General features: G+C 71.5%; 16 protein-coding genes. 11 read left to right on the forward strand and 5 right to left on the reverse strand.

Annotation, left to right across the window (positions count from 1 at the left end):
• Nucleotides 1-53 precede the first annotated feature (53 nt).
• Nucleotides 54-500, reverse strand: a complete 447-nt coding sequence (locus ESG85_RS32035) for a MarR family winged helix-turn-helix transcriptional regulator (RefSeq protein WP_128984678.1) — start codon at nt 498-500, stop codon at nt 54-56.
• Between the two features lie 18 nt (nt 501-518).
• On the opposite strand from ESG85_RS32035, the gene ESG85_RS32040 reads away from it, so the two are divergent.
• From ESG85_RS32040 to glxA, 3 genes are all read left to right on the forward strand, one after another.
• Nucleotides 519-1004 (forward strand): MarR family winged helix-turn-helix transcriptional regulator, encoded by a 486-nt coding sequence (locus ESG85_RS32040; RefSeq protein ID WP_128984679.1) that lies wholly within the window; start codon nt 519-521, stop codon nt 1002-1004.
• A 158-nt stretch (nt 1005-1162) separates the two neighbouring features.
• Nucleotides 1163-2989 (forward strand): glycosyltransferase family 2 protein, encoded by a 1827-nt coding sequence (locus ESG85_RS32045; RefSeq protein ID WP_181019176.1) that lies wholly within the window; start codon nt 1163-1165, stop codon nt 2987-2989.
• A gap of 3 nt (nt 2990-2992) precedes the next feature.
• Nucleotides 2993-4954, forward strand: coding sequence for a radical copper oxidase GlxA (glxA, locus tag ESG85_RS32050; RefSeq protein WP_128984681.1), 1962 nt, complete (start codon nt 2993-2995; stop codon nt 4952-4954).
• Between the two features lie 167 nt (nt 4955-5121).
• Here glxA and ESG85_RS32060 read toward each other — a convergent pair whose 3' ends face one another.
• Together ESG85_RS32060 and ESG85_RS32065 are read right to left on the reverse strand one after the other, a co-directional pair.
• Nucleotides 5122-6141 (reverse strand): glycoside hydrolase family 6 protein, encoded by a 1020-nt coding sequence (locus ESG85_RS32060; RefSeq protein WP_128984682.1) that lies wholly within the window; start codon nt 6139-6141, stop codon nt 5122-5124.
• A 239-nt stretch (nt 6142-6380) separates the two neighbouring features.
• Nucleotides 6381-7382, reverse strand: coding sequence for an ArsR/SmtB family transcription factor (locus tag ESG85_RS32065; protein ID WP_128984683.1), 1002 nt, complete (start codon nt 7380-7382; stop codon nt 6381-6383).
• Between the two features lie 184 nt (nt 7383-7566).
• On the opposite strand from ESG85_RS32065, the gene ESG85_RS32070 reads away from it, so the two are divergent.
• The 4 genes from ESG85_RS32070 to icmA all read left to right on the forward strand — a co-directional run bounded on the left by ESG85_RS32070 (nt 7567) and on the right by icmA (nt 11710).
• The gene (locus tag ESG85_RS32070) at nt 7567-8997 is read left to right on the forward strand and encodes an MFS transporter (protein ID WP_128984684.1); all 1431 of its coding nucleotides are present in this window, start codon (nt 7567-7569) and stop codon (nt 8995-8997) included.
• A gap of 9 nt (nt 8998-9006) precedes the next feature.
• Nucleotides 9007-9516, forward strand: coding sequence for a MarR family winged helix-turn-helix transcriptional regulator (locus ESG85_RS32075; RefSeq protein ID WP_128984685.1), 510 nt, complete (start codon nt 9007-9009; stop codon nt 9514-9516).
• 65 nt (nt 9517-9581) lie between these two features.
• A complete protein-coding gene (locus tag ESG85_RS32080) occupies nt 9582-9914 on the forward strand; it encodes a DUF3817 domain-containing protein (protein WP_128984686.1) in 333 nt (110 codons plus the stop codon).
• Nucleotides 9915-10009: 95 nt separating this feature from the next.
• Nucleotides 10010-11710, forward strand: a complete 1701-nt coding sequence (gene icmA, locus ESG85_RS32085; protein ID WP_128984687.1) for a coenzyme B12-dependent isobutyryl-CoA mutase large subunit — start codon at nt 10010-10012, stop codon at nt 11708-11710.
• A 230-nt stretch (nt 11711-11940) separates the two neighbouring features.
• Here the strand turns inward: icmA and ESG85_RS32090 are convergent, their stop codons facing one another.
• The gene (locus tag ESG85_RS32090; protein ID WP_128984688.1) at nt 11941-12567 is read right to left on the reverse strand and encodes a TetR/AcrR family transcriptional regulator; all 627 of its coding nucleotides are present in this window, start codon (nt 12565-12567) and stop codon (nt 11941-11943) included.
• Nucleotides 12568-12878: 311 nt separating this feature from the next.
• Here ESG85_RS32090 and ESG85_RS32095 point away from each other — a divergent pair, with 311 nt between their 5' ends.
• The 4 genes from ESG85_RS32095 to ESG85_RS32115 all read left to right on the forward strand — a co-directional run bounded on the left by ESG85_RS32095 (nt 12879) and on the right by ESG85_RS32115 (nt 17163).
• On the forward strand, nt 12879-13844 hold the full coding sequence (locus ESG85_RS32095) for a tetratricopeptide repeat protein (RefSeq protein ID WP_128984689.1): 966 nt from the start codon (nt 12879-12881) through the stop codon (nt 13842-13844).
• 662 nt (nt 13845-14506) lie between these two features.
• The gene (locus tag ESG85_RS32105) at nt 14507-15175 is read left to right on the forward strand and encodes a DUF6230 family protein (RefSeq protein WP_128984690.1); all 669 of its coding nucleotides are present in this window, start codon (nt 14507-14509) and stop codon (nt 15173-15175) included.
• A gap of 124 nt (nt 15176-15299) precedes the next feature.
• Nucleotides 15300-15905 carry a DUF6114 domain-containing protein gene (locus tag ESG85_RS32110; protein ID WP_128984691.1) on the forward strand — a complete coding sequence of 202 codons (606 nt, stop codon included), beginning with the start codon at nt 15300-15302 and terminating at the stop codon, nt 15903-15905.
• Complete coding sequence (locus ESG85_RS32115) at nt 15895-17163, forward strand: hypothetical protein (RefSeq protein WP_128984692.1); 1269 nt, start codon at nt 15895-15897, stop codon at nt 17161-17163. The genes ESG85_RS32110 and ESG85_RS32115 overlap by 11 nt, the downstream gene beginning before the upstream one ends.
• A 267-nt stretch (nt 17164-17430) precedes the next feature.
• Here ESG85_RS32115 and pyk read toward each other — a convergent pair whose 3' ends face one another.
• Nucleotides 17431-18861, reverse strand: coding sequence for a pyruvate kinase (gene pyk / locus ESG85_RS32120; RefSeq protein ID WP_128984693.1), 1431 nt, complete (start codon nt 18859-18861; stop codon nt 17431-17433).
• Between the last annotated feature and the right edge of the window lie 30 nt (nt 18862-18891).

Below are 18891 nucleotides of genomic sequence, written 5' to 3' on the forward strand. Positions count from 1 at the left end.
GGCGCCAGTCGCGCGAGCCTCACCGTCGCGTACCTGAGGAGCCCCGGGCCGCCTCAGTCGGCCCGGGGCTCCTCCGCGTCCAGGTGGGCCGCCACCCGCTGGAGCAGGCCGACCAGCATCCCGTACTCCTCGGGCGACAGGCTCTCCGTCACGCGGGCCCGCAGGGCGCCGACCTGTTCGGCGATGCGCTCGTGGGCCCGCCGGCCCTCCTCGGTCAGCGTCACCGTGCCGTCGCCCGTCACGTGAGCCCAGCCGCGCCCTGCGAGGTCGTCGACGTACGGGCGCACGGTCGGCTCGTCGGCGGACAGGAAGGGTGCGAGGGCTTTGTCGAGCCCGGCGAGCGAGGCCGGCCCCTGCGCGACGGTGTTGAGGACCTGCCAGCCGCGCCGGGTCAGGCTGTCGGCTGCGAAGAGGCGGGCCATGCTCGCCTCAAGGGCGCCGTCGATGTGCTTCAGCCAGTACCCCAGGGGGCGCTGCGTCGTGCCGTCATGCAGAGACATACTTGTAAAGTTACATGTATGTCGAAGAGGGAACAACAGGAAGCCGTGGTCGCCGTCGAGCGGGCCATGGTCGCCATCCGCCGCAGTCAGACCCGCCGCGCCCTCGGCCGGCTCGCGCCGGCGGACGGCGGGCGGGCGGTCGACCCCACGCTCTTCGGCGTCCTCGACGCCGTCGAGGGGCGGGACGGCAGCTGTTCGGTCGGCGACGTCGCCGCCGCGCTCGGCGTGGACCAGCCGCGGGCCAGCCGGCTGGTGCTGCGCGCCGTCGAGGAGGGCTGGGTCGCCCGCCGGCCCGACCCCTCCGACGCCCGGCGCGCGCTGCTCGCCCTGACCGCCGACGGGCAGGAGCAGGTCGACCGTACTCATCGCTTCCGGCGGCAGGTCTTCGCCCGGGCGATGGCGGACTGGCCGGACGCCGACCGGGTCGCGTTCGCCCGCCTGCTCACCGCCTTCGTGGACGGCTTCGGCCGCGAGACCGACTCCGACGGCCCACGGACGGGCTGAGGGTCCCTGGGGCCGGGTGGCGGAAGCCGGGCGTCACCCGTTACGCGTAGGAGATCGATTTTCGCGAAATACCCTCACTCGGACGCCTCCAGTCGACACGCCGATAAATGTCCCCTTTCGTGGGCCTATCGACCAGTTCGACGACAGCTGGAGGCACCGTGCGGCCGCGAGGCTACGACTACGACACCTACAGCCGACTCGCCGGTCCCCTCACGGAACCGGACCAGGCGCAGGGCACCTACCGGGTGCAGTACCGGAGTCTGCTCTCGAAGGAACCGCACCGAATACGAGCCGTCCTCCTCATGGGCCTCGCGCCGCTGCTCTCGGCGCTGCTCCTCGCCTACCTCGTCTGGCCCACCCACTGGACCGTCCGCGAGGGCGACGACACCTGGCGGGTGCCGTACGACACCGTGATGCTCGTGGCGATCGGACTCATCTGCTTCTTCATGCTGGTGAACGTCACCTCGATCGCGCACGCCACCCTCGTCGCCCGCGACCCCATACCCGTGCGCCCCGAGCCCGGCACCCGGGTCGCCTTCCTCACCACCTACGTGCCCGGCAAGGAACCGCTCACCATGGTCCGGGCCACCCTCGAAGGCGCCGTACGGCTGCGCCACGACGGCCCGCTCGACGTGTGGCTGCTCGACGAGGGCGACCACCCCGCCGCCAAGGCGCTGTGCGAGGAGCTCGGCGTCCGGCACTTCACCCGCCTGGGCGTCCCCGAGTGGAACCGCAGGAAGGGCCCCCACAAGGCCCGCACCAAGCACGGCAACTACAACGCCTGGCTCGCCCTGCACGGCGACGACTACGACTTCTTCGCCTCCGTCGACACCGACCACGTGCCGCTGCCGAACTTCCTGGAGCGGATGCTCGGCTACTTCCGGGACCCCGACGTCGCCTTCGTCGTCGGCCCGCAGGTCTACGGCAACTACAGCTCCGCCGTCACCAAGGCCGCCGAGTCGCAGCAGTTCCTCTTCCACGCCCTCATCCAGCGGGCCGGCAACCGCTACCGCGCCCCCATGTTCGTCGGCACCAACAACGTCGTCCGCATCACCGCCCTGAAGCAGATCGGCGGCCTGTACGACTCCGTCACCGAGGACATGGCGACCGGCTTCGAGCTGCACCGCAGGAAGAACCCGCTGACCGGCCGCTTCTGGCGCTCCGTCTACACCCCCGACGTCCTCGCCGTGGGCGAGGGACCCGCCTCCTGGACGGACTTCTTCACCCAGCAACTGCGCTGGTCGCGCGGCACCTACGAGACGCTCCTCAAGCAGTTCTGGAAGGCGCCCTTCCGCACCCCGCCGGGGCGGCTCCTCAACTACACGCTGATGCTCGTCTACTACCCGATGACGGCCGTCAACTGGCTGCTCGGCATCCTCTCCTGCGTCCTCTTCCTCTGGCTCGGCGCCTCGGGCACCCAGGTCTCCTCCTCGGTCTGGCTGATGATCTACAGCGACGCCGTCGCCCTCCAGATCGGCCTCTACCTCTGGAACCGCCGCCACAACGTCTCGCCCCACGAACCCGAGGGCTCCGGCGGCCTCGCCGGCATGGCGATGTCCGCGCTGTGCGCGCCGATCTACCTCAAGTCCCTCGGCTCCGCGCTGCTGCGCACCCGCGGCCGCTTCGTCGTCACCCCCAAGGGCGGCGCGGCCAGCCCCGACCGCGTCCTCACCTTCCGCATCCACCTCTACTGGGCCGCGATCCTCGTCGCCTCGCTCGTCGCCTCCGTCCACTTCGGCCACACCCACGCCGCCATGCGCACCTGGGCCGTGCTGGCCCTGCTCATCGCGCTCGCCCCGGTCACCGTGTGGGCCTTCGGCGCGCTGCGCGAGCGGCGCCTGCTGCGGCTCCGCGCCGCCGCCAGGGCCCGGGCCCGGGCCCGCGGCCGGGCCGACGCCACCGCGGGCGTCACCGTCGTCGCCCCCGCCGCGACCGGACCCGCGCCGACCACCGCGCCCGCGCCCACGACGACCGGAGGGAACTGAGCCATGGCCTACCGGCCGTCCCGGCAGTTCAAGAAGACCCTGTACGGCAGCGGCGCCGTCCTCGTGCTCGCGGCCCTCAACGCGCCCGCCGCCGTCTCCTTCGCCACCGAGAAGTACCACGCGTACAAGATCGCCCAGCCCGAGTACCAGCGCAGGTACGGCTCCTGGGCCGTGGTCGACGTGCCCGAGCAGTACCGCGTCAACGCCATCCACGCCGCCCTGCTGCACACCGGCAAGGTCCTGCTCATCGCCGGCTCCGGCAACGACCAGAAGAACTTCGACGCGGGCACCTTCGAGACCATCCTCTGGGACCCGGTGAAGAACACCTTCAAGAAGATCCCCACCCCGGAGGACTTCTTCTGCTCCGGGCACACCCAGCTGCCCGACGGCCGCCTCCTCGTGGCCGGCGGCACCGCCCGCTACGAGGTCCTCGACGGCGAGGTCACGAGGGCCGGCGGCGGCATGCGGGTCAAGAACGAGAGCCCCGACAGGGCCGTCACCCTCAAGAAGGGCACCGTCTTCCGCTCGCCGTCCGGCGTCGAGTACGTCTCGAAGTTCGACGTCACCGTGCCGAAGGCCAAGCGCGAGTTCGAGATCTCGTACTTCAAGAGCGGCCAGATGAAGCCGTGGAAGACGAAGGTCACCGCCTCCGAGGCCCGCGTCTTCGTCGAGGCCAGGAAGGAGGGCCCGCAGGCGCTCACCACCGAGGCCGCCCAGTACGAGATCGTCGGCCTCAAGGGCAAGGACGCCGACAACGTCTACGGGCTCGCCCAGAAACTCACCACCGAGAAGCAGGACTTCCAGGGCATCAAGGCCGCCTACGAGTTCGACCCGAAGGCCGAGCGCTACGTCCCGGTCGCGCCCATGAAGGACGCCCGCTGGTACCCGACGCTCGTCACCCTCGACGACGGCAAGGTGCTCGCCGTGTCCGGGCTCAACGACGTCGGCGACGTGGTCCCCGGCGACAACGAGATCTACGACCCGAAGACCAAGAAGTGGACCAAGGGCCCCTTCCGCTACTTCCCCACCTACCCGGCGCTCTTCCTCACCAAGGGCGGCAAGCTCCTCTACACCGGCTCCAACGCCGGCTACGGCCCCGCCGACAAGGGCCGCGAGCCCGGACTGTGGGACCTGGAGAAGAACTCCTTCACCAGGCTCTCCGGCCTCACCGACCCCGACCAGCTGGAGACCTCCGCCTCCCTGATGCTGCCGCCCGTGCAGGACCAGAAGGTCATGGTCCTCGGCGGCGGCGGGGTCGGCGAGTCGCCCGCCTCCACCGCCCGCACCTCGATCATCGACCTGTCCGAGGACAGCCCCGTCTTCAGCGACGGACCGCGGCTGCCGCAGGGCACCCGCTACCTCAGCAGCGTGCTCATGCCCGACGACAGCGTCTTCACCACCGGCGGCTCCGCCGACTACCGCGGCCGCGGCGGCAGCGACATCCTCAAGGCGCAGTTCTACGACCCGAAGACCAACGCCTTCGACGAGGCCGCAGCGCCGACCGTCGGCCGCAACTACCATTCCGAGGCGCTGCTGCTGCCCGACGGACGGGTCGCCACCTTCGGCTCCGACCCGCTCTTCGACGACGCCGACAACACCAAGCTCGGCACCTTCGAGCAGCGCATCGAGGTCTTCACGCCCCCCAGCCTGCACCGCGGCGGCGACAACCGGCCGGTGCTCGGCGAGGGACCGCAGGAACTCGACCAGAACGGCCGCGCCACCTTCAAGACCCGGGACGCGACCCGGATCGCCACGGCCCGCCTGATGCGCCCCAGCGCCGTCACCCACACCACCGACGTCGAACAGCGCTCGGTGGAACTGGCCCTGACGAAGGGCACGGACGGGACGACCGTCACCGTGGAGGTCCCGAAGGACCGCACGCTGGTGCCGCCCGGCTGGTACATGCTGTTCGTGACCGACCAGGACGGGATCCCGTCCGAGGCGAAGTGGATCCAGGTGGCGTGAGGACCGTGACTCCGCCGGCTCCGGTCAGCCTTTCGCGTGGCAGTGGCAGTGGCAGTGGCAGTGGCCAGTGGCAGCGGCAGTGGCAGCGGCCGTGGCAGTGGCAGCGGCCGTGGCTCCGGCAGCTGCCGCGGCCGAAGCCGCTGCCGGAGCCGCGCGCGCCGCCGCCGTCAGGACTTCGCGCGGCGGGCCAGGCCCAGGGCGTAGTCCGGCCACCAGGTGCCGGCGGCCGGGCCGCCCCGGCAGGGGCCGTCCGAGTCGCCGGGCCGCTTGATCCACAGATAGGCGTCGACCAGCTCGTCCCCGGTCCGGTCCGTCGGCGGCACGCCGAGCGCCCGGCCCGGGGGATTGCACCAGGCCTCCGCCCGGTCGCCGGGGAGCGGGCCGTCGCCGTTGCGGCTGGTGTCCACGGTGAAGTGGGTGCCGCCGAGCAGCCGCGACAGTCCCGCGCCGAAGCCCCGTACGACGTCGTTGGTCTGGAAGTTGGAGACGTTGAGCGCGAAGCCGTCCGCGCGGTCGACGCCCGCCCGGCGCAGCGGCTCCACCAGCTTGTTCGGGTCGTCGATCCAGGCCGGGTTGCCCGCGTCGAGATAGACGCGGGTGCGGGGCTGGCGCTTGAACCGCCCGACGGCCTCGGACAGCAGCTCCAGCCGCTCGTCGTGGTACCCGGCCGGGGTGCAGCCGTCCACGACGTGCGGCACCGCGTCCGGTTCGAGCACCACGATCGCGGGCGCGTCCCCGATCGCGGAGGCGAAGGCGTCCACCCACTGCCGGTACGCCCGTGCGTCGTGCGCGCCGCCCGCCGAGTACATGCCGCAGTCGCGGTGCGGGATGTTGTACGCGACGAACACGACCGTCCGCTTGCCGGGCGCCGCGCCCGTGACCGCCCGGGTCACGTCCGGCACCGGGTCGTCGCCCGCCGGCCATTCGGCCACCGGCCGCTCCGAGATCCGCCGCAGCACCTTGGCGTCCTCCGCCCGGCCCTGGGCCTCGTACTCCCTGACCTGCCGCGCCGCGTCGCTCTCCGGGTCCACCCAGAACGGCGAGCCGCCGGTGGGCGGCGCGGCTTCGCCGCGCACCGAGGGCGGCCCGACGGGGGAGGCGGGCGCCTCGCCGTCCGCGCCGCACCCGGTGAGCAGCAGCGCGGCGGCGAGGGCGGCGAGGGCGAGGGAACGACGACGACGGGACATCCGGCCCCCAGGGTCGGCTACGGGCTACGGGCTACGGGCTACGGGCGACGTGCTTCGGACTACGGGCTTCGGGCTTCGGGCTGCGTGCTTCGGACTCGGACTACGGGTTGCGGGTTGCGGGCATCGGATTGCGGCCACGGCGGCGGTCAGGCGTTCGACACGGACCGGCCTGGACGTCGCCGATCGACACGGACCGGCCACCATCGATCGACACAGACCGGATCATCGTGACATAACGGTCACTCGCCGTCCGGCTGCGACACCGCCAGCGCGATCCCCAGCGGCGTCCGCTCGTACAGCACCTGGTGGCCGTAACGGCGGGAGGTCAGCAGACCGGCCGCGCGCAGCACCGACAGGTGCGCCGACACCGACGACGCCGCGAGGCCCAGCCGGTGCGCGAGCGCCGAGGTGCCGGCCGGCTCGTCGAGCGCGCACAGCACGTCCGCCCTGGCCCGGCCGAGCAGCCGGGCGAGCGCGTCCGGCGTCCGCTCCCGCGGCTCCGTCCACAGCCCGCCGATGCCCCGCGCCGGATACGCCACGGTCGGCTGCCACGGCGGATCGAAGCCGCTCACCACCTCGGGCCAGGTGAACACCGACGGCATGAGGACGAGCCCCTGGCCGTCAAGCGCCCGGACGTGCTCGCCGCGGTAGTGGTCGACGACGAGCGTGGCCGTCTCCGCCGACCAGCCGAACGTCGGGTGCAGCTCGTCGAGCAGCCGCTCCAGACCGCCGTCGGCCAGCCGCCGCGAGTGGTACGCCACGTCCGCCTCCAGCAGCGCCCGCAGCCGCGGCCACTCCGGCTCGACCAGTGCCTCCCAGGCCCGTTCGAGGAGGTCCGCGAGCCGCGCGAGCGACGCCGCCGGATCCGCGAGGATCCGCCGCCCCTCGGCGCTCGCGGCGGCGCCGGGCGTGTCCGCGAGCGCCCGCGCGAAGTCCGCGGCGGCGACGGCCGGATCGGTCGCCCGGACGGCCGCGATCTCCTCCTCGAAGACCCCGGAGGCCCGGAGCGGCGGCGGGTACAGGCAGTCCGGGCTGTGCCCGCGCACCGGCATCATCAGGTGCAGCGGGGCGAGGTCGAGCCCCCGCGCCGCGTGCTCGATCCGCCGCAGCCACGGCAGGTGGTACTTCTGCTGCCGCGGACGCGCGAGCACCCGCACCGCGCCCTGCGTCTCCCACAGCGGCGAGACCGCGAACCGGATGCGCAGCGGATCGGCCTCGCCGAAGTGCAGGTGGTAGGGCACGGGGGCTCCCGAGGGGCGAGCGGACGGACGGGCGGGCCTGCCGGACGTGACCGGCCGGACGGGAGGGACCGGCTCAGAATCGGCCGGAGCCGACCGGCGCAGAATCGGCCGGCTCCGGCCGGCGAAGATTCGGCCGGAGCCGAAAGTCTAGGGCGCGGCTGCCGTCGGCCAGCACGCTGCGTCCATGCCCACGAACGACACCCGGGCGCCCCAGGCCGCGCCCCTGCCCACCCCCGCCTCCCCGCCGGAGCCGCCGGCTCCGGAACCGGCCCTGGAACCGTCCCCGGCGAAACCGTCCCCGGCGGCACCAGTCCCGGCGAAACCGTCCCCGGCGAAACCATCCCCGGCGACACCAGTCCCGGCGAAACCGTCCCCGGCGGTACCAGCCCCGGCGGGACCGGCCCCGACCGGCTATCGCGCCGTCTTCGCCGTCCGCGAGTTCCGTTTCGTGTTCGCCGCCCACCTCTGCTCCCTGCTCGGCATCGTCGTCAGCGAACTCGCGCTCACCGTGCTCGTGTACGACCTCACCCGCTCGCCGCTGCTCTCCTCGCTCACCTTCGCGCTCGGCTTCCTGCCGTACGTCTTCGGCGGCACCGTGCTGGCCGGCCTCGCCGACCGGGTGCCGCCGCGACGGGTGCTCGTCGTCTGCGACCTGATCTGCGCGGGCTGCGTCGCCGTCATGGCCGTGCCCCTCACACCCGTCGCCGCGCTGCTCGCCCTCCGCTGCGCCATCGCCGTCGTCTCGCCCGTGTTCCAGGGCACGCGGATGGCGACCCTCGCCGACATCCTGGGCGAGGGCGACCTCTTCGTCCTCGGACGGTCCCTGCTGCGGATCGTCTCGCAGAGCGCCCTGCTCGCCGGATTCGCCGTCGGCGGCGTCCTGCTCACCGTCGTGCCGCCGCGCGGCGCGCTGGTCGTCACCACCGTCACCTTCCTGGTCTCCGCGCTGCTGCTCCGCCTCGGCACCGTCCGCCGGCCCGCCCGCGCCGCCGGAGGGAAGCGCGAGGGCCTCCGCGCCACCTGGGGCGTGCTGCGCGACCGCCGCGTCCGCGCGCTCATGCTGATGTTCTGGGTGCCGCCGCTGTTCGCCGTCGTGCCCGAGGCGCTCGCCGCGCCCTACGCCGACGAGATCGGCGTCTCCACCGCCGCGCTCGGCCTGCTCATGTGCGCGCTGCCCGTCGGCACCATCGCGGGCGAACTGCTCGCCGGGTCCGTCCTCGGCCCCGCCGTCCGCTCGCGGATCGTGGTTCCGCTCGCCGTCGCCGGCACCCTGCCCTTCCTCCTCTACGCCTTCACGCCGGGCCTCGCCCTCGCCGCCGTCGCGCTCGTACTGGCCGGTGCCACCGCCGCGTACACCCTCGGCCTCGACGCCTGGTTCGTCGCCGCCGTCCCCGAGGAACGGCGGGGCCGGGCGATGACCCTGATGTCCGCCGGCATGATGACCGCGCAGGGCATCGGCATGGCCGCGGCCGGCCTCGCCGCCGAGTTCGCCGCCGTGCACACCGTCGTCGCCGGCACCGGAATCCTCGGCACGCTCGTCGTGATCGTCCTGGTCCTGGAGCTGCGGGCGACCGAAAGGCGAGACGCGGCTGACCGCCATATGACCAGTGGGTAAGGTCAAGGCGTGCCGAAGCCGCTGAGTCTCCCCTTCGACCCCATCGCCCGCGCCGACGAGCTCTGGCAGAAGCGCTGGGGCCCGGTCCCCTCGATGGCCGCGATCACCTCGATCATGCGGGCCCATCAGATCCTGCTGGCCGAGGTCGACGCCGTGGTCAAGCCGTACGGGCTGACCTTCGCCCGCTACGAGGCACTGGTCCTGCTCACCTTCTCCAAGGCCGGCGAGCTGCCGATGTCCAAGATCGGCGAGCGGCTCATGGTGCACCCCACCTCCGTGACCAACACCGTCGACCGGCTGGTGAAGTCCGGTCTGGTCGACAAGCGGCCCAACCCCAACGACGGGCGCGGGACGCTCGCCTCGATCACCGAGAAGGGCCGCGAGGTGGTCGAGGCGGCGACCCGCGACCTGATGGAGATGGACTTCGGGCTGGGCGCGTACGACGCCGAGGAGTGCGCCGAGATCTTCGCGATGCTGCGCCCGCTGAGGGTCGCGGCGCACGACTTCGACGAGGGCTGAGCGGCCCGGAAGCGGGCAGGGACCCGCGCGAAGATCGCCCGGAACGTGCGGTTACGCTCGACGGCATGAAATCCAGCGTGCTGACCCGCTACCGCGTCATGGCGTACGTGACCGCGGTCATGCTCCTCATTCTGTGCGCGTGCATGGTCGCCAAGTACGGCTTCGGCGTCGGCGAGGACGTGACCTTCGCGGTCTCCCAGGCCCACGGCGTCCTCTACATCCTCTACCTGATCTTCGCCTTCGACCTGGGTTCCAAGGCCAAGTGGCCCTTCGGACGGCTCCTGTGGGTGCTGCTGTCGGGAACGATTCCGACCGCCGCCTTCTTCGTCGAGCGCAAGGTCGTCCGCGACACGCTTCCGCTGGTCAGCGGCGCGCAGCCGGCTCCCGCCAAGGCCTGAGCCGAGGGCCTGGCCGAGTCCCACCACGCACCCCCGCACACATGTGCGGGGGTTTGCCATCGACATTTACTAGGACGTCCTAGTAAATTCGAAGCATGGACGCTGACGCCATCGAGGAAGGCCGCCGTCGCTGGCAGGCCCGTTACGACAAGGCCCGCAAGCGCGACGCCGACTTCACCACGCTCTCCGGGGACCAGGTCGACCCGGTCTACGGGCCCCGGCCGGGTGACAGCTACGAAGGGTTCGAGCGCATCGGCTGGCCCGGCGAGTACCCCTTCACCCGTGGCCTGCACCCGACCGGCTACCGCGGCCGGACCTGGACCATCCGCCAGTTCGCCGGCTTCGGCAACGCCGAGCAGACCAACGAGCGCTACAAGATGATCCTCGCCGCCGGCGGCGGCGGGCTCTCCGTCGCCTTCGACATGCCCACCCTCATGGGCCGCGACTCCGACGATCCGCGCTCCCTCGGCGAGGTCGGCCACTGCGGCGTCGCCATCGACTCCGCCGCCGACATGGAGGTCCTGTTCAAGGACATCCCGCTCGGCGACGTGACGACCTCCATGACCATCTCCGGGCCCGCCGTGCCCGTCTTCTGCATGTACCTGGTCGCCGCCGAGCGCCAGGGCGTCGATCCCGCCGTGCTCAACGGCACGCTGCAGACCGACATCTTCAAGGAGTACATCGCGCAGAAGGAGTGGCTCTTCCCGCCCGAGCCGCACCTGCGTCTCATCGGCGACCTGATGGAGCACTGCGCGGCCGGCATCCCCGCGTACAAGCCGCTCTCCGTCTCCGGCTACCACATCCGCGAGGCCGGTGCGACGGCCGCGCAGGAGCTCGCGTACACCCTCGCCGACGGCTTCGGCTACGTGGAACTCGGCCTCTCCCGCGGCCTGGACGTGGACGTCTTCGCGCCCGGCCTCTCGTTCTTCTTCGACGCGCACCTCGACTTCTTCGAGGAGATCGCCAAGTTCCGCGCCGCCCGCCGGATCTGGGCCCGCTGGATGAAGGAGGTCTACGGCGCCAAGACCGACAAGGCGCAGTGGCTGCGCTTCCACACCCAGACCGCCGGTGTCTCGCTCACCGCCCAGCAGCCGTACAACAACGTCGTGCGCACCGCGGTCGAGGCGCTCGCGGCCGTGCTCGGCGGCACCAACTCCCTCCACACCAACGCCCTCGACGAGACCCTCGCGCTGCCCAGCGAGCAGGCCGCCGAGATCGCCCTGCGCACCCAGCAGGTGCTGATGGAGGAGACCGGCGTGGCCAACGTGGCCGACCCGCTGGGCGGTTCCTGGTACATCGAGCAGCTGACCGACCGGATCGAGGCGGACGCCGAGAAGATCTTCGACCAGATCAAGGAGCGCGGTCTGCGGGCGCACCCCGACGGCAAGCACCCCATCGGTCCGATCACCTCCGGCATCCTGCGCGGCATCGAGGACGGCTGGTTCACCGGCGAGATCGCCGAGTCCGCCTTCCGCTACCAGCAGGCCCTGGAGAAGGGCGAGAAGCGGGTCGTCGGCGTCAACGTGCACCACGGCTCGGTCACCGGCGACCTGGAGATCCTGCGGGTCAGCCACGAGGTCGAGTGGGAGCAGGTCCGGGTGCTCGGCGAGCGCAAGGGCCGCCGCGACGAGGCGAAGGTCCGCGCGTCCCTGGACGCGATGCTGGCCGCGGCCCGCGACGGCTCCAACATGATCCCGCCGATGCTCGACGCCGTACGGGCGGAGGCCACCCTCGGCGAGATCTGCGACGTGCTCCGCGAGGAGTGGGGCGTGTACGTGGAGCCGGCCGGCTTCTAGCCGTACGGGCTGCGCACACTCCAGCCGTACGGCCAGGGTGTCCAGCCGTACGGCCGCGCCGAAGCGAGACGCGCCCCTGTGCGACCTGTCCGGTCGTGCGGGGGCGTTCGCGTCCCTGCCCACGAGCTCTCGTGCCGACGGGCTCGTGCCTCCCGGCTCTCGTGCCCACCGGCTGGTGCCCGCGGGCTCTCGTGCCCACGGTTCGTGTCCACGGGCCGCAGACGCGGTGTTTACTGCTCCGCAGCCGCCGTGAGGCCGCCGAGCAGCAGGGCCGTGAGGCGGCGAACCCAGGCCTCGTCCACCGGCTCGGCGCTCACCAGCGCGCGGTGCACCACGGCGCCGGCGACGACGTCGAAGATGAGGTCGTCGATGGCCGCCACGGTCTCCGGATCGCGCTTCTGCGGGAGTTCGCCCCGGTCCTGTGCGCGCTGGCGGCCCTCCAGGACGAGGCGCTTCTGGCGGTCCACGATCGAGGCGCGGATGCGCTCGCGCAACGGTTCGTCGCGGGTGGACTCGGCGACGACCGCCATGAGGGCGGTCTTGGTCTCGGGGCGTTCGAGGAGGGCGCCGAACTGCAGCACGACGTTCTCGATGTCGGCCTGGAGGGAACCGAGATCGGGCAGTTCGAGTTCGTCGAAGAGGACGGCGACGGCGTCCACCACGAGTTCGTTCTTGTTGGCCCACCGCCGGTAGAGCGTGGTCTTGGCGACTCCGGCCCTGGTCGCGACGTCGCCCATGGTCAGCTTGGACCAGCCCAGCTCCACGAGAACCGCCCGGGTCGCCTCCAGGATGGCCGTGCCGGCCTCGGCGGAGCGCGGTCGTCCGGTTCGGGTTCGGGAACGGGTGCGGCTACACATGGACGTCGACCATACCCGTCAGTAGGTATTGCGCCAGAGGCCGGTGATGTGAGGCAGTTCACCACCGGACTCTCCCCACGGGGCGGTGCTCGCCATTACGCTACGACCCGTAGCGAAAGGCTCGAGCGGCCCTCGCGACAACCACGGCGCCAGGTGGGGACCCGGCGCACAAGAGCAGCGGATGACGACCGCGGCGGCGGACGACGGCCGTGACCGCGGATGACGACCGTGGACCGCGCCGTCCGGCCACCGGGCGGCACGGTTCGGCCATGGCTTACCGGTTACGCGCGCACAGGGGGGAGGATAGAGGCATGCAGCCCCGAAACATGTCCATGAGCGGCGTCGTCGACCTCGCCGCGGTGAAGGCGGCCGGCGAAGCCAAGGCGAAGGCCGAGGCCGCGCGCGCCGAGGCCGCCCGGCACGGCGGTACGCCTGCCGTCTCCCCTTCCGCCCTGGTGATCGACGTCGACGAGGCGGGCTTCGAGCGCGATGTGCTCCAGCGGTCCGCCGAGGTCCCGGTCGTCATCGACTTCTGGGCCGAGTGGTGCGAGCCGTGCAAGCAGCTGGGCCCGCTCCTCGAGCGCCTGGCCGCCGAGTACAACGGCCGGTTCCTGCTCGCCAAGGTCGACGTCGACGCCAACCAGATGCTGATGCAGCAGTTCGGCATCCAGGGAATTCCGGCCGTTTTCGCGGTGGTCGCCGGTCAGGCGCTGCCGCTCTTCCAGGGCGCGGCCCCCGAAGCGCAGATCCGCCAGACCCTCGACCAGCTGGTGCAGGTCGCCGAGGAGCGCTTCGGCCTCACCGGCATCCAGGTCGACCCCGGCGCCGACGGCCCGGCGGCCGCCGGAGTCCCGGCCGGTCCGTACGACGCCCTGCTGGAGGCCGCCATGTCCGCGCTCGACGCGGGCGATCTGGCCGGTGCCGTCCAGGCGTACAAGAACGTGCTCGTCGACGACCCGCAGCACCCGGAGGCCAAGCTGGGGCTCGCCCAGGCGGAGCTGCTGTCCCGGGTGCAGGGCCTGGACCCGCAGGCGGTGCGGAAGAACGCGGCGGACAACCCGGCGGACGTCGCCGCGCAGATCGCCGCCGCCGACCTCGACCTGGTGGGCGGTCACGTCCAGGACGCCTTCGGGCGACTGGTGGACGCGGTGCGCCGTACGGCGGGCGAGGACCGGGACGCGGCGCGGGTCCGGCTGCTCGAGCTCTTCGAGGTGATCGGTCCCGACGACCCGCGGGTGACGGCCGCACGGCAGGCCCTGGCGAGCGCCCTCTTCTGAGCGGTGACCCGCTTCCCGTAAGGGGCCCCGACGGGGTCGCGTACCGCCGCCGGCGGGGTCACGCACCGGCTCCGGAGGGCCTCGCGGAACGGGACGATTTGGCGACACAGTGACATTCGGCGGCCGCGCTTTACCAAAACTTGGTAATCGCGGCCGCTGTTACTTGCAGTAAATCGAACCCGGAATTCTGTCCGGATTTCTCCGACTTCATCATTCTTTGTCGCGTCACGCGGCGGCACCCTGCGTTGCCGGACGGTACCGGCCCGCAGTGGCGTGGTTATCAGGCCGTTACTAGCCAGTAACGAACCCCCTTGTGCGGGCGCCGGGAATGGACCACGATCGGCGACGCTCGGTCCGACACCGCACCAGCCCGGCGAACCCGCCGACTGCGCGCGGCGGAGGGTCCCCACCGAGCGGGCCGGCGGCGCACGTCGCCGGTCGTGGACAGGGGGGTTCCTGCTCCATCGGCAGGGCCTGTCCAATCCGGCCACGCGGACCGCGTGGCCAGTGGTTGTCGCTCGGGGGTGATCGCCGGTGATTCGGACGCGCGTCGTGCCGCCTGAGCCCTCGGCGCTCTCCTCCCCGAGGACGTAGCACTTCTCCCATCCCAGGACGGGCCCTGGGCCCATCCGGAGATGTACGTCCGAGAAGGAGGAATTCTCATGAAGTCCCAGGTTCGTGGCGGGACCAGATGGAAGCGGTTCGCCGTCGTCATGGTGCCGAGCGTGGCCGCGACGGCCGCGATCGGCGTCGGCCTGGCCCAGGGCGCGCTCGCCGCGTCCTTCAGCATTTCCGGCCAGGATTTCAAGGTCAAGGCTGACAGCCTCGTCGGCAAGAACTTCGTCCAGTACGGCAGCGTCGACGCGGGCAAGACCCTCGACGGCAAGGACTTCGCGGAGCCCGTCGCGGTGTCCGGCTTCTCCGAGGCCTGGATCACCAACATGTGCCAGTCCGTCGTGACGCCGAACATTCCGTTCGTCGGCGACGTCACCCTGGTGCTGAAGGCCGGCACGGAGAACAAGAAGCCGGTCTACGCGAAGGGCATCTACCTCGATGTCGCCGAGCTGAAGGCCGACGCCGAGTTCGGCAACATCGACATCGGTGTCGCCGCCGGTGACCTCAACAAGGTCAACGGCCAGCCGGTTCCGGGCAAGCCCGGCATCCAGCCGAACACCAAGGCCAACCCGTTCGGCTTCGGCCAGCGTGCCGAGGACGCGAAGCTGACCGACGTGCGGCAGCGGGCGTGGGCCACTACCGCCGCGACCTTCCAGCTGCCGAACCTCGACCTGTCGCTGCACCGCGGCAAGGGTGCCGGCGTCGAGTGCTACTGATGCCGACGTCCGTCCAGGACTGACGCGCGCGGGTGCGGGGCCGTTCCGCACGGCCCCCACCCGCTTCAGCAGGCCCCTTCTTCTCCACCATCTCAGCAACACCGCTTCCAGGGAGCTGTTTTCCATGAGCGCCGAGTCCACTGCTTCCCGCGGAGTCCCCACAGACAACCGGTTCAAGGTCTGGCGGCAGACCCGGCCCTTCTGGGCGGGCCTCTTCACCATGATCGGCGGCGTCCCGATCGCCTATCTCCCGTACGGGGACATGCGTCTCGGCAACATGACGCTCGCCATGCAGACGACGGCCGGAGCCGGCGCGCTGATCATCGGCGTCCTGCTGATCACGCTCGGACTCACCATGTGGTTCCAGCCCGCCGTCCGGGTCTTCGCCGGTGTCGCGACCATCGTGCTCGGACTCATCTCCATCCCGGTGTCGAACTTCGGCGGCCTGGTCATCGGCTTCCTCTTCGCCCTCGTCGGCGGCGGCATGTCCGCGTCGTGGGCCCCGGCCCCGCCGGCGAAGACGTCCGACGAGCAGCCGGAGCAGGCCGAGCAGTCCGTACCGGAAGAGCAGGACGAAGCGGCGCCTGCCGAGCCGGGAGAGCACCACGCGTACGACGAGCACGACGGCACGACCGGCACGACGCAGCCCCTGATCCCCCAGCAGGGCTCCGAGGCACCGGTGGCCGGGAAGACGATCGAAGCCAACGGCGGGAGGAACAGTGCGGGGTGACGAAACACAGTCGGCCGGGACGACGAGAGGACCGCGCCACGCGGCCCCTCGCAAGTCCCTCCTGAACAAGCTCCACGCACCGGTCGGCAAGGCCATGGCCCTCGCGGCCATGCCCACCGCGGTGATCGTGGGCATGGGCCTCGCACCCCGGCTCGCCCTCGCCGACGACAACAAGGACATCCCCTTCGCGCCCGGCCCGTGCGTGACCCGCTCGGACGAGCCGACGCCCGAGGAGAGCAGCACCACGCCCGCGCAGACGGAGAGCCCCAAGCCGACGGCGAGCGCGAGCGCGACCGGACAGCCCGAGCCGGAGACCTCGGCCTCGGCCACCGCCGAACCCAAGCCGACGGCGACGTCCGGCACTGCCACGGCAGTGCCCCAGGCTCCCGCACCCCACGTCACGCCCACCGCGAGCCCGACCCCGACGGCGACGAAGTCGAAGAACCCGCTCGACCCGCTGGGTCTCGGCGACGCGCTCAAGGACCTCTTCGACGGACCGGACAAGACCACGGCGGCGCCCGAGCCCACCGCGACGACGGCCGCGCCCACGCCCGCGCCGACGGCCACGACCGGCACCCCGGACGGCCGGAAGCCGACCACGGCACCCGAGCGGACGACGGCCCCGAAGACGGACACCGTCACCGACCGGACCAAGGAGGCCATCAAGGCCGCCGCGGACAAGGCCGGCGCCACCACCGAGGAGCTGTCCGAGGACGTCAAGGGACTCGACCCCAAGAAGGACGAGGACATCCCCGACGGCGCCAAGCCGCGCTTCCCCTGCCCCGAGCCCGACCCGGAGGCGCTCGCCGCCGCCGAACTGGAGAGCGGCATGCCGCTCCTCCCGGACGAGCCGTGGCGCCTGGAGACCAGCACGCTGGAGCTGCGCGGCCTCAAGTACCACGGCATCGTCGAGGTGAAGACCGGCAGCGGCAAGATCAAGAAGGCCCTGAAGTTCACCGCGGACGAGGTGGACATCTGGAACCTCCACCAGCTGACGGTCCACTCCGAGGGCCTCACGGGCCACGTCCGCTCCGACACGGGCTCGAAGTCCACCATCCGCAACGGCACGGTGACCATGTACACGGAGGAGCTGAAGGGCAACCTCTTCGGCATCATCCCGGTCACCTTCAGCCCCGAGACCCCGCCGCCGCTCGACGTCCCGTGGGCCGTCTTCACCAACTGCAAGGTGAAGCAGGCCGGCCAGTTCGGCGGCACGCTCAAGGTCCCGGGCCTGCGCAACACGATCGAGCCGAACTGACCCGACGGCCGTCCGGACGCAGACCGTCCGTCCGCCCGACCGGAGCCACGCTGTGGGCAGCACCTCGCCGGAGGTGCTGCCCACAGCCGTTTCCCCGGAATCTCCACCACGGCGAGTTCGTGGTGGCCGGCGTCGGATTCCCGGTCGATGGGGAGTGGCCCGTCGCCGGACGGGACGGCCGCGGTACCGGCCGACGCCGGGTGAAGGACAGCGGGGTGGGAGCCGGGCTGCCGGCTCCCACCCCACCACTGTCCGCGGACGTCGGTGTCAGGCCTTCTCGCCGCCGCCCAGGTGGTGCACCCGGACCATGTTCGTGGTGCCCGGGACGCCGGGCGGGGAGCCGGCGGTGATGATCATCGTGTCGCCGGCGTTGTAGCGCTGGAGCTTCAGGAGCTCCGCGTCCACCAGGTCGACCATCGCGTCCGTGTTGTCCACGAACGGGACCAGGAAGGACTCCACGCCCCAGCTCAGGGTGAGCTGGTTGCGGGTGTTCTCGTCGGTGGTGAAGGCCAGGATCGGCTGCTGCGTCCGGTAGCGGGAGAGGCGGCGGGCCGTGTCGCCGGACTGGGTGAAGGCGATCAGCGCCTTGCCGCCCAGGAAGTCGGCGATCTCGCAGGCCGCGCGGGCGACCGAACCGCCCTGGGTGCGCGGCTTCTTGCCCGGGACCAGCGGCTGCAGGCCCTTGGAGAGCAGCTCCTCCTCGGCCGCGGCGACGATCTTCGACATCGTCTTCACGGTCTCGATCGGGTAGGCGCCGACCGAGGACTCGGCGGAGAGCATGACCGCGTCCGCGCCGTCCAGGATCGCGTTGGCGACGTCGCTCGCCTCGGCGCGGGTCGGCCGCGAGTTGGTGATCATCGACTCCATCATCTGGGTGGCGACGATGACCGGCTTGGCGTTGCGGCGGCACATCTCGACGAGGCGCTTCTGCACCATCGGGACGCGCTCCAGCGGGTACTCCACGGCGAGGTCGCCGCGGGCCACCATGACGGCGTCGAAGGCGGCGACGACGTCCGCCATGTTCTCGACCGCCTGCGGCTTCTCGACCTTGGCGATGACCGGGACCCGGCGGCCCTCCTCGTCCATCACCTTGTGGACGTCCTTCACGTCCTCGGCGTCGCGGACGAAGGACAGGGCGACCATGTCGCAGCCCATGCGCAGCGCGAAGCGGAGGTCCTCGACGTCCTTCTCGGACAGGGCCGGGACGTTGACCGCGGCACCGGGCAGGTTGATGCCCTTGTGGTCGGAGATCACTCCGCCTTCGACGACGATGGTCTTCACCCGCGGGCCCTCGACCTCGACGACCCTCAGCTCGACGTTGCCGTCGTTGATGAGGACCTGGTCGCCCTTCGAGACGTCGCCGGGCAGGCCCTTGTACGTGGTGCCGCAGACGGACTTGTCGCCGGGGACGTCCTCGGTGGTGATGGTGAACTCGTCACCGCGCACCAGCTCGACGGGGCCCTCCGCGAAGGTCTCCAGACGGATCTTGGGGCCCTGGAGGTCGGCGAGCACACCGACGGCGCGGCCGGTGTCCGCCGACGCCCTGCGGAGACGGTCGTACCGCTCCTGGTGCTCTGCCTGGGTCCCGTGGCTCATGTTGAATCGGGCCACGTTCATGCCGGCCTCGATGAGAGCCTTCAGCTGCTCATAGGAGTCGACGGCGGGGCCCAGCGTGCAGACGATTTTGGAACGGCGCATGAGGCGGATCCTATCGGTTTGTTTCACGGC

This window comes from Streptomyces roseicoloratus, assembly GCF_004117935.1.
Lineage (GTDB): Bacteria > Actinomycetota > Actinomycetes > Streptomycetales > Streptomycetaceae > Streptomyces > Streptomyces roseicoloratus.

What these genes read in the sequence shown, in the direction of transcription:
- ESG85_RS32110 (WP_128984691.1), top strand. Translation starts at nt 15,300, where the DNA reads ATGAGCGCCGAGTCCACTGCTTCCCGCGGAGTCCCCACAGACAACCGG.
- ESG85_RS32090 (WP_128984688.1), bottom strand. Translation starts at nt 12,567, where the DNA reads ATGTGTAGCCGCACCCGTTCCCGAACCCGAACCGGACGACCGCGCTCC.
- ESG85_RS32040 (WP_128984679.1), top strand. Translation starts at nt 519, where the DNA reads ATGTCGAAGAGGGAACAACAGGAAGCCGTGGTCGCCGTCGAGCGGGCC.
- ESG85_RS32080 (WP_128984686.1), top strand. Translation starts at nt 9,582, where the DNA reads ATGAAATCCAGCGTGCTGACCCGCTACCGCGTCATGGCGTACGTGACC.
- icmA (WP_128984687.1), top strand. Translation starts at nt 10,010, where the DNA reads ATGGACGCTGACGCCATCGAGGAAGGCCGCCGTCGCTGGCAGGCCCGT.
- ESG85_RS32070 (WP_128984684.1), top strand. Translation starts at nt 7,567, where the DNA reads ATGCCCACGAACGACACCCGGGCGCCCCAGGCCGCGCCCCTGCCCACC.
- glxA (WP_128984681.1), top strand. Translation starts at nt 2,993, where the DNA reads ATGGCCTACCGGCCGTCCCGGCAGTTCAAGAAGACCCTGTACGGCAGC.
- pyk (WP_128984693.1), bottom strand. Translation starts at nt 18,861, where the DNA reads ATGCGCCGTTCCAAAATCGTCTGCACGCTGGGCCCCGCCGTCGACTCC.
- ESG85_RS32105 (WP_128984690.1), top strand. Translation starts at nt 14,507, where the DNA reads ATGAAGTCCCAGGTTCGTGGCGGGACCAGATGGAAGCGGTTCGCCGTC.
- ESG85_RS32060 (WP_128984682.1), bottom strand. Translation starts at nt 6,141, where the DNA reads ATGTCCCGTCGTCGTCGTTCCCTCGCCCTCGCCGCCCTCGCCGCCGCG.
- ESG85_RS32035 (WP_128984678.1), bottom strand. Translation starts at nt 500, where the DNA reads ATGTCTCTGCATGACGGCACGACGCAGCGCCCCCTGGGGTACTGGCTG.
- ESG85_RS32095 (WP_128984689.1), top strand. Translation starts at nt 12,879, where the DNA reads ATGCAGCCCCGAAACATGTCCATGAGCGGCGTCGTCGACCTCGCCGCG.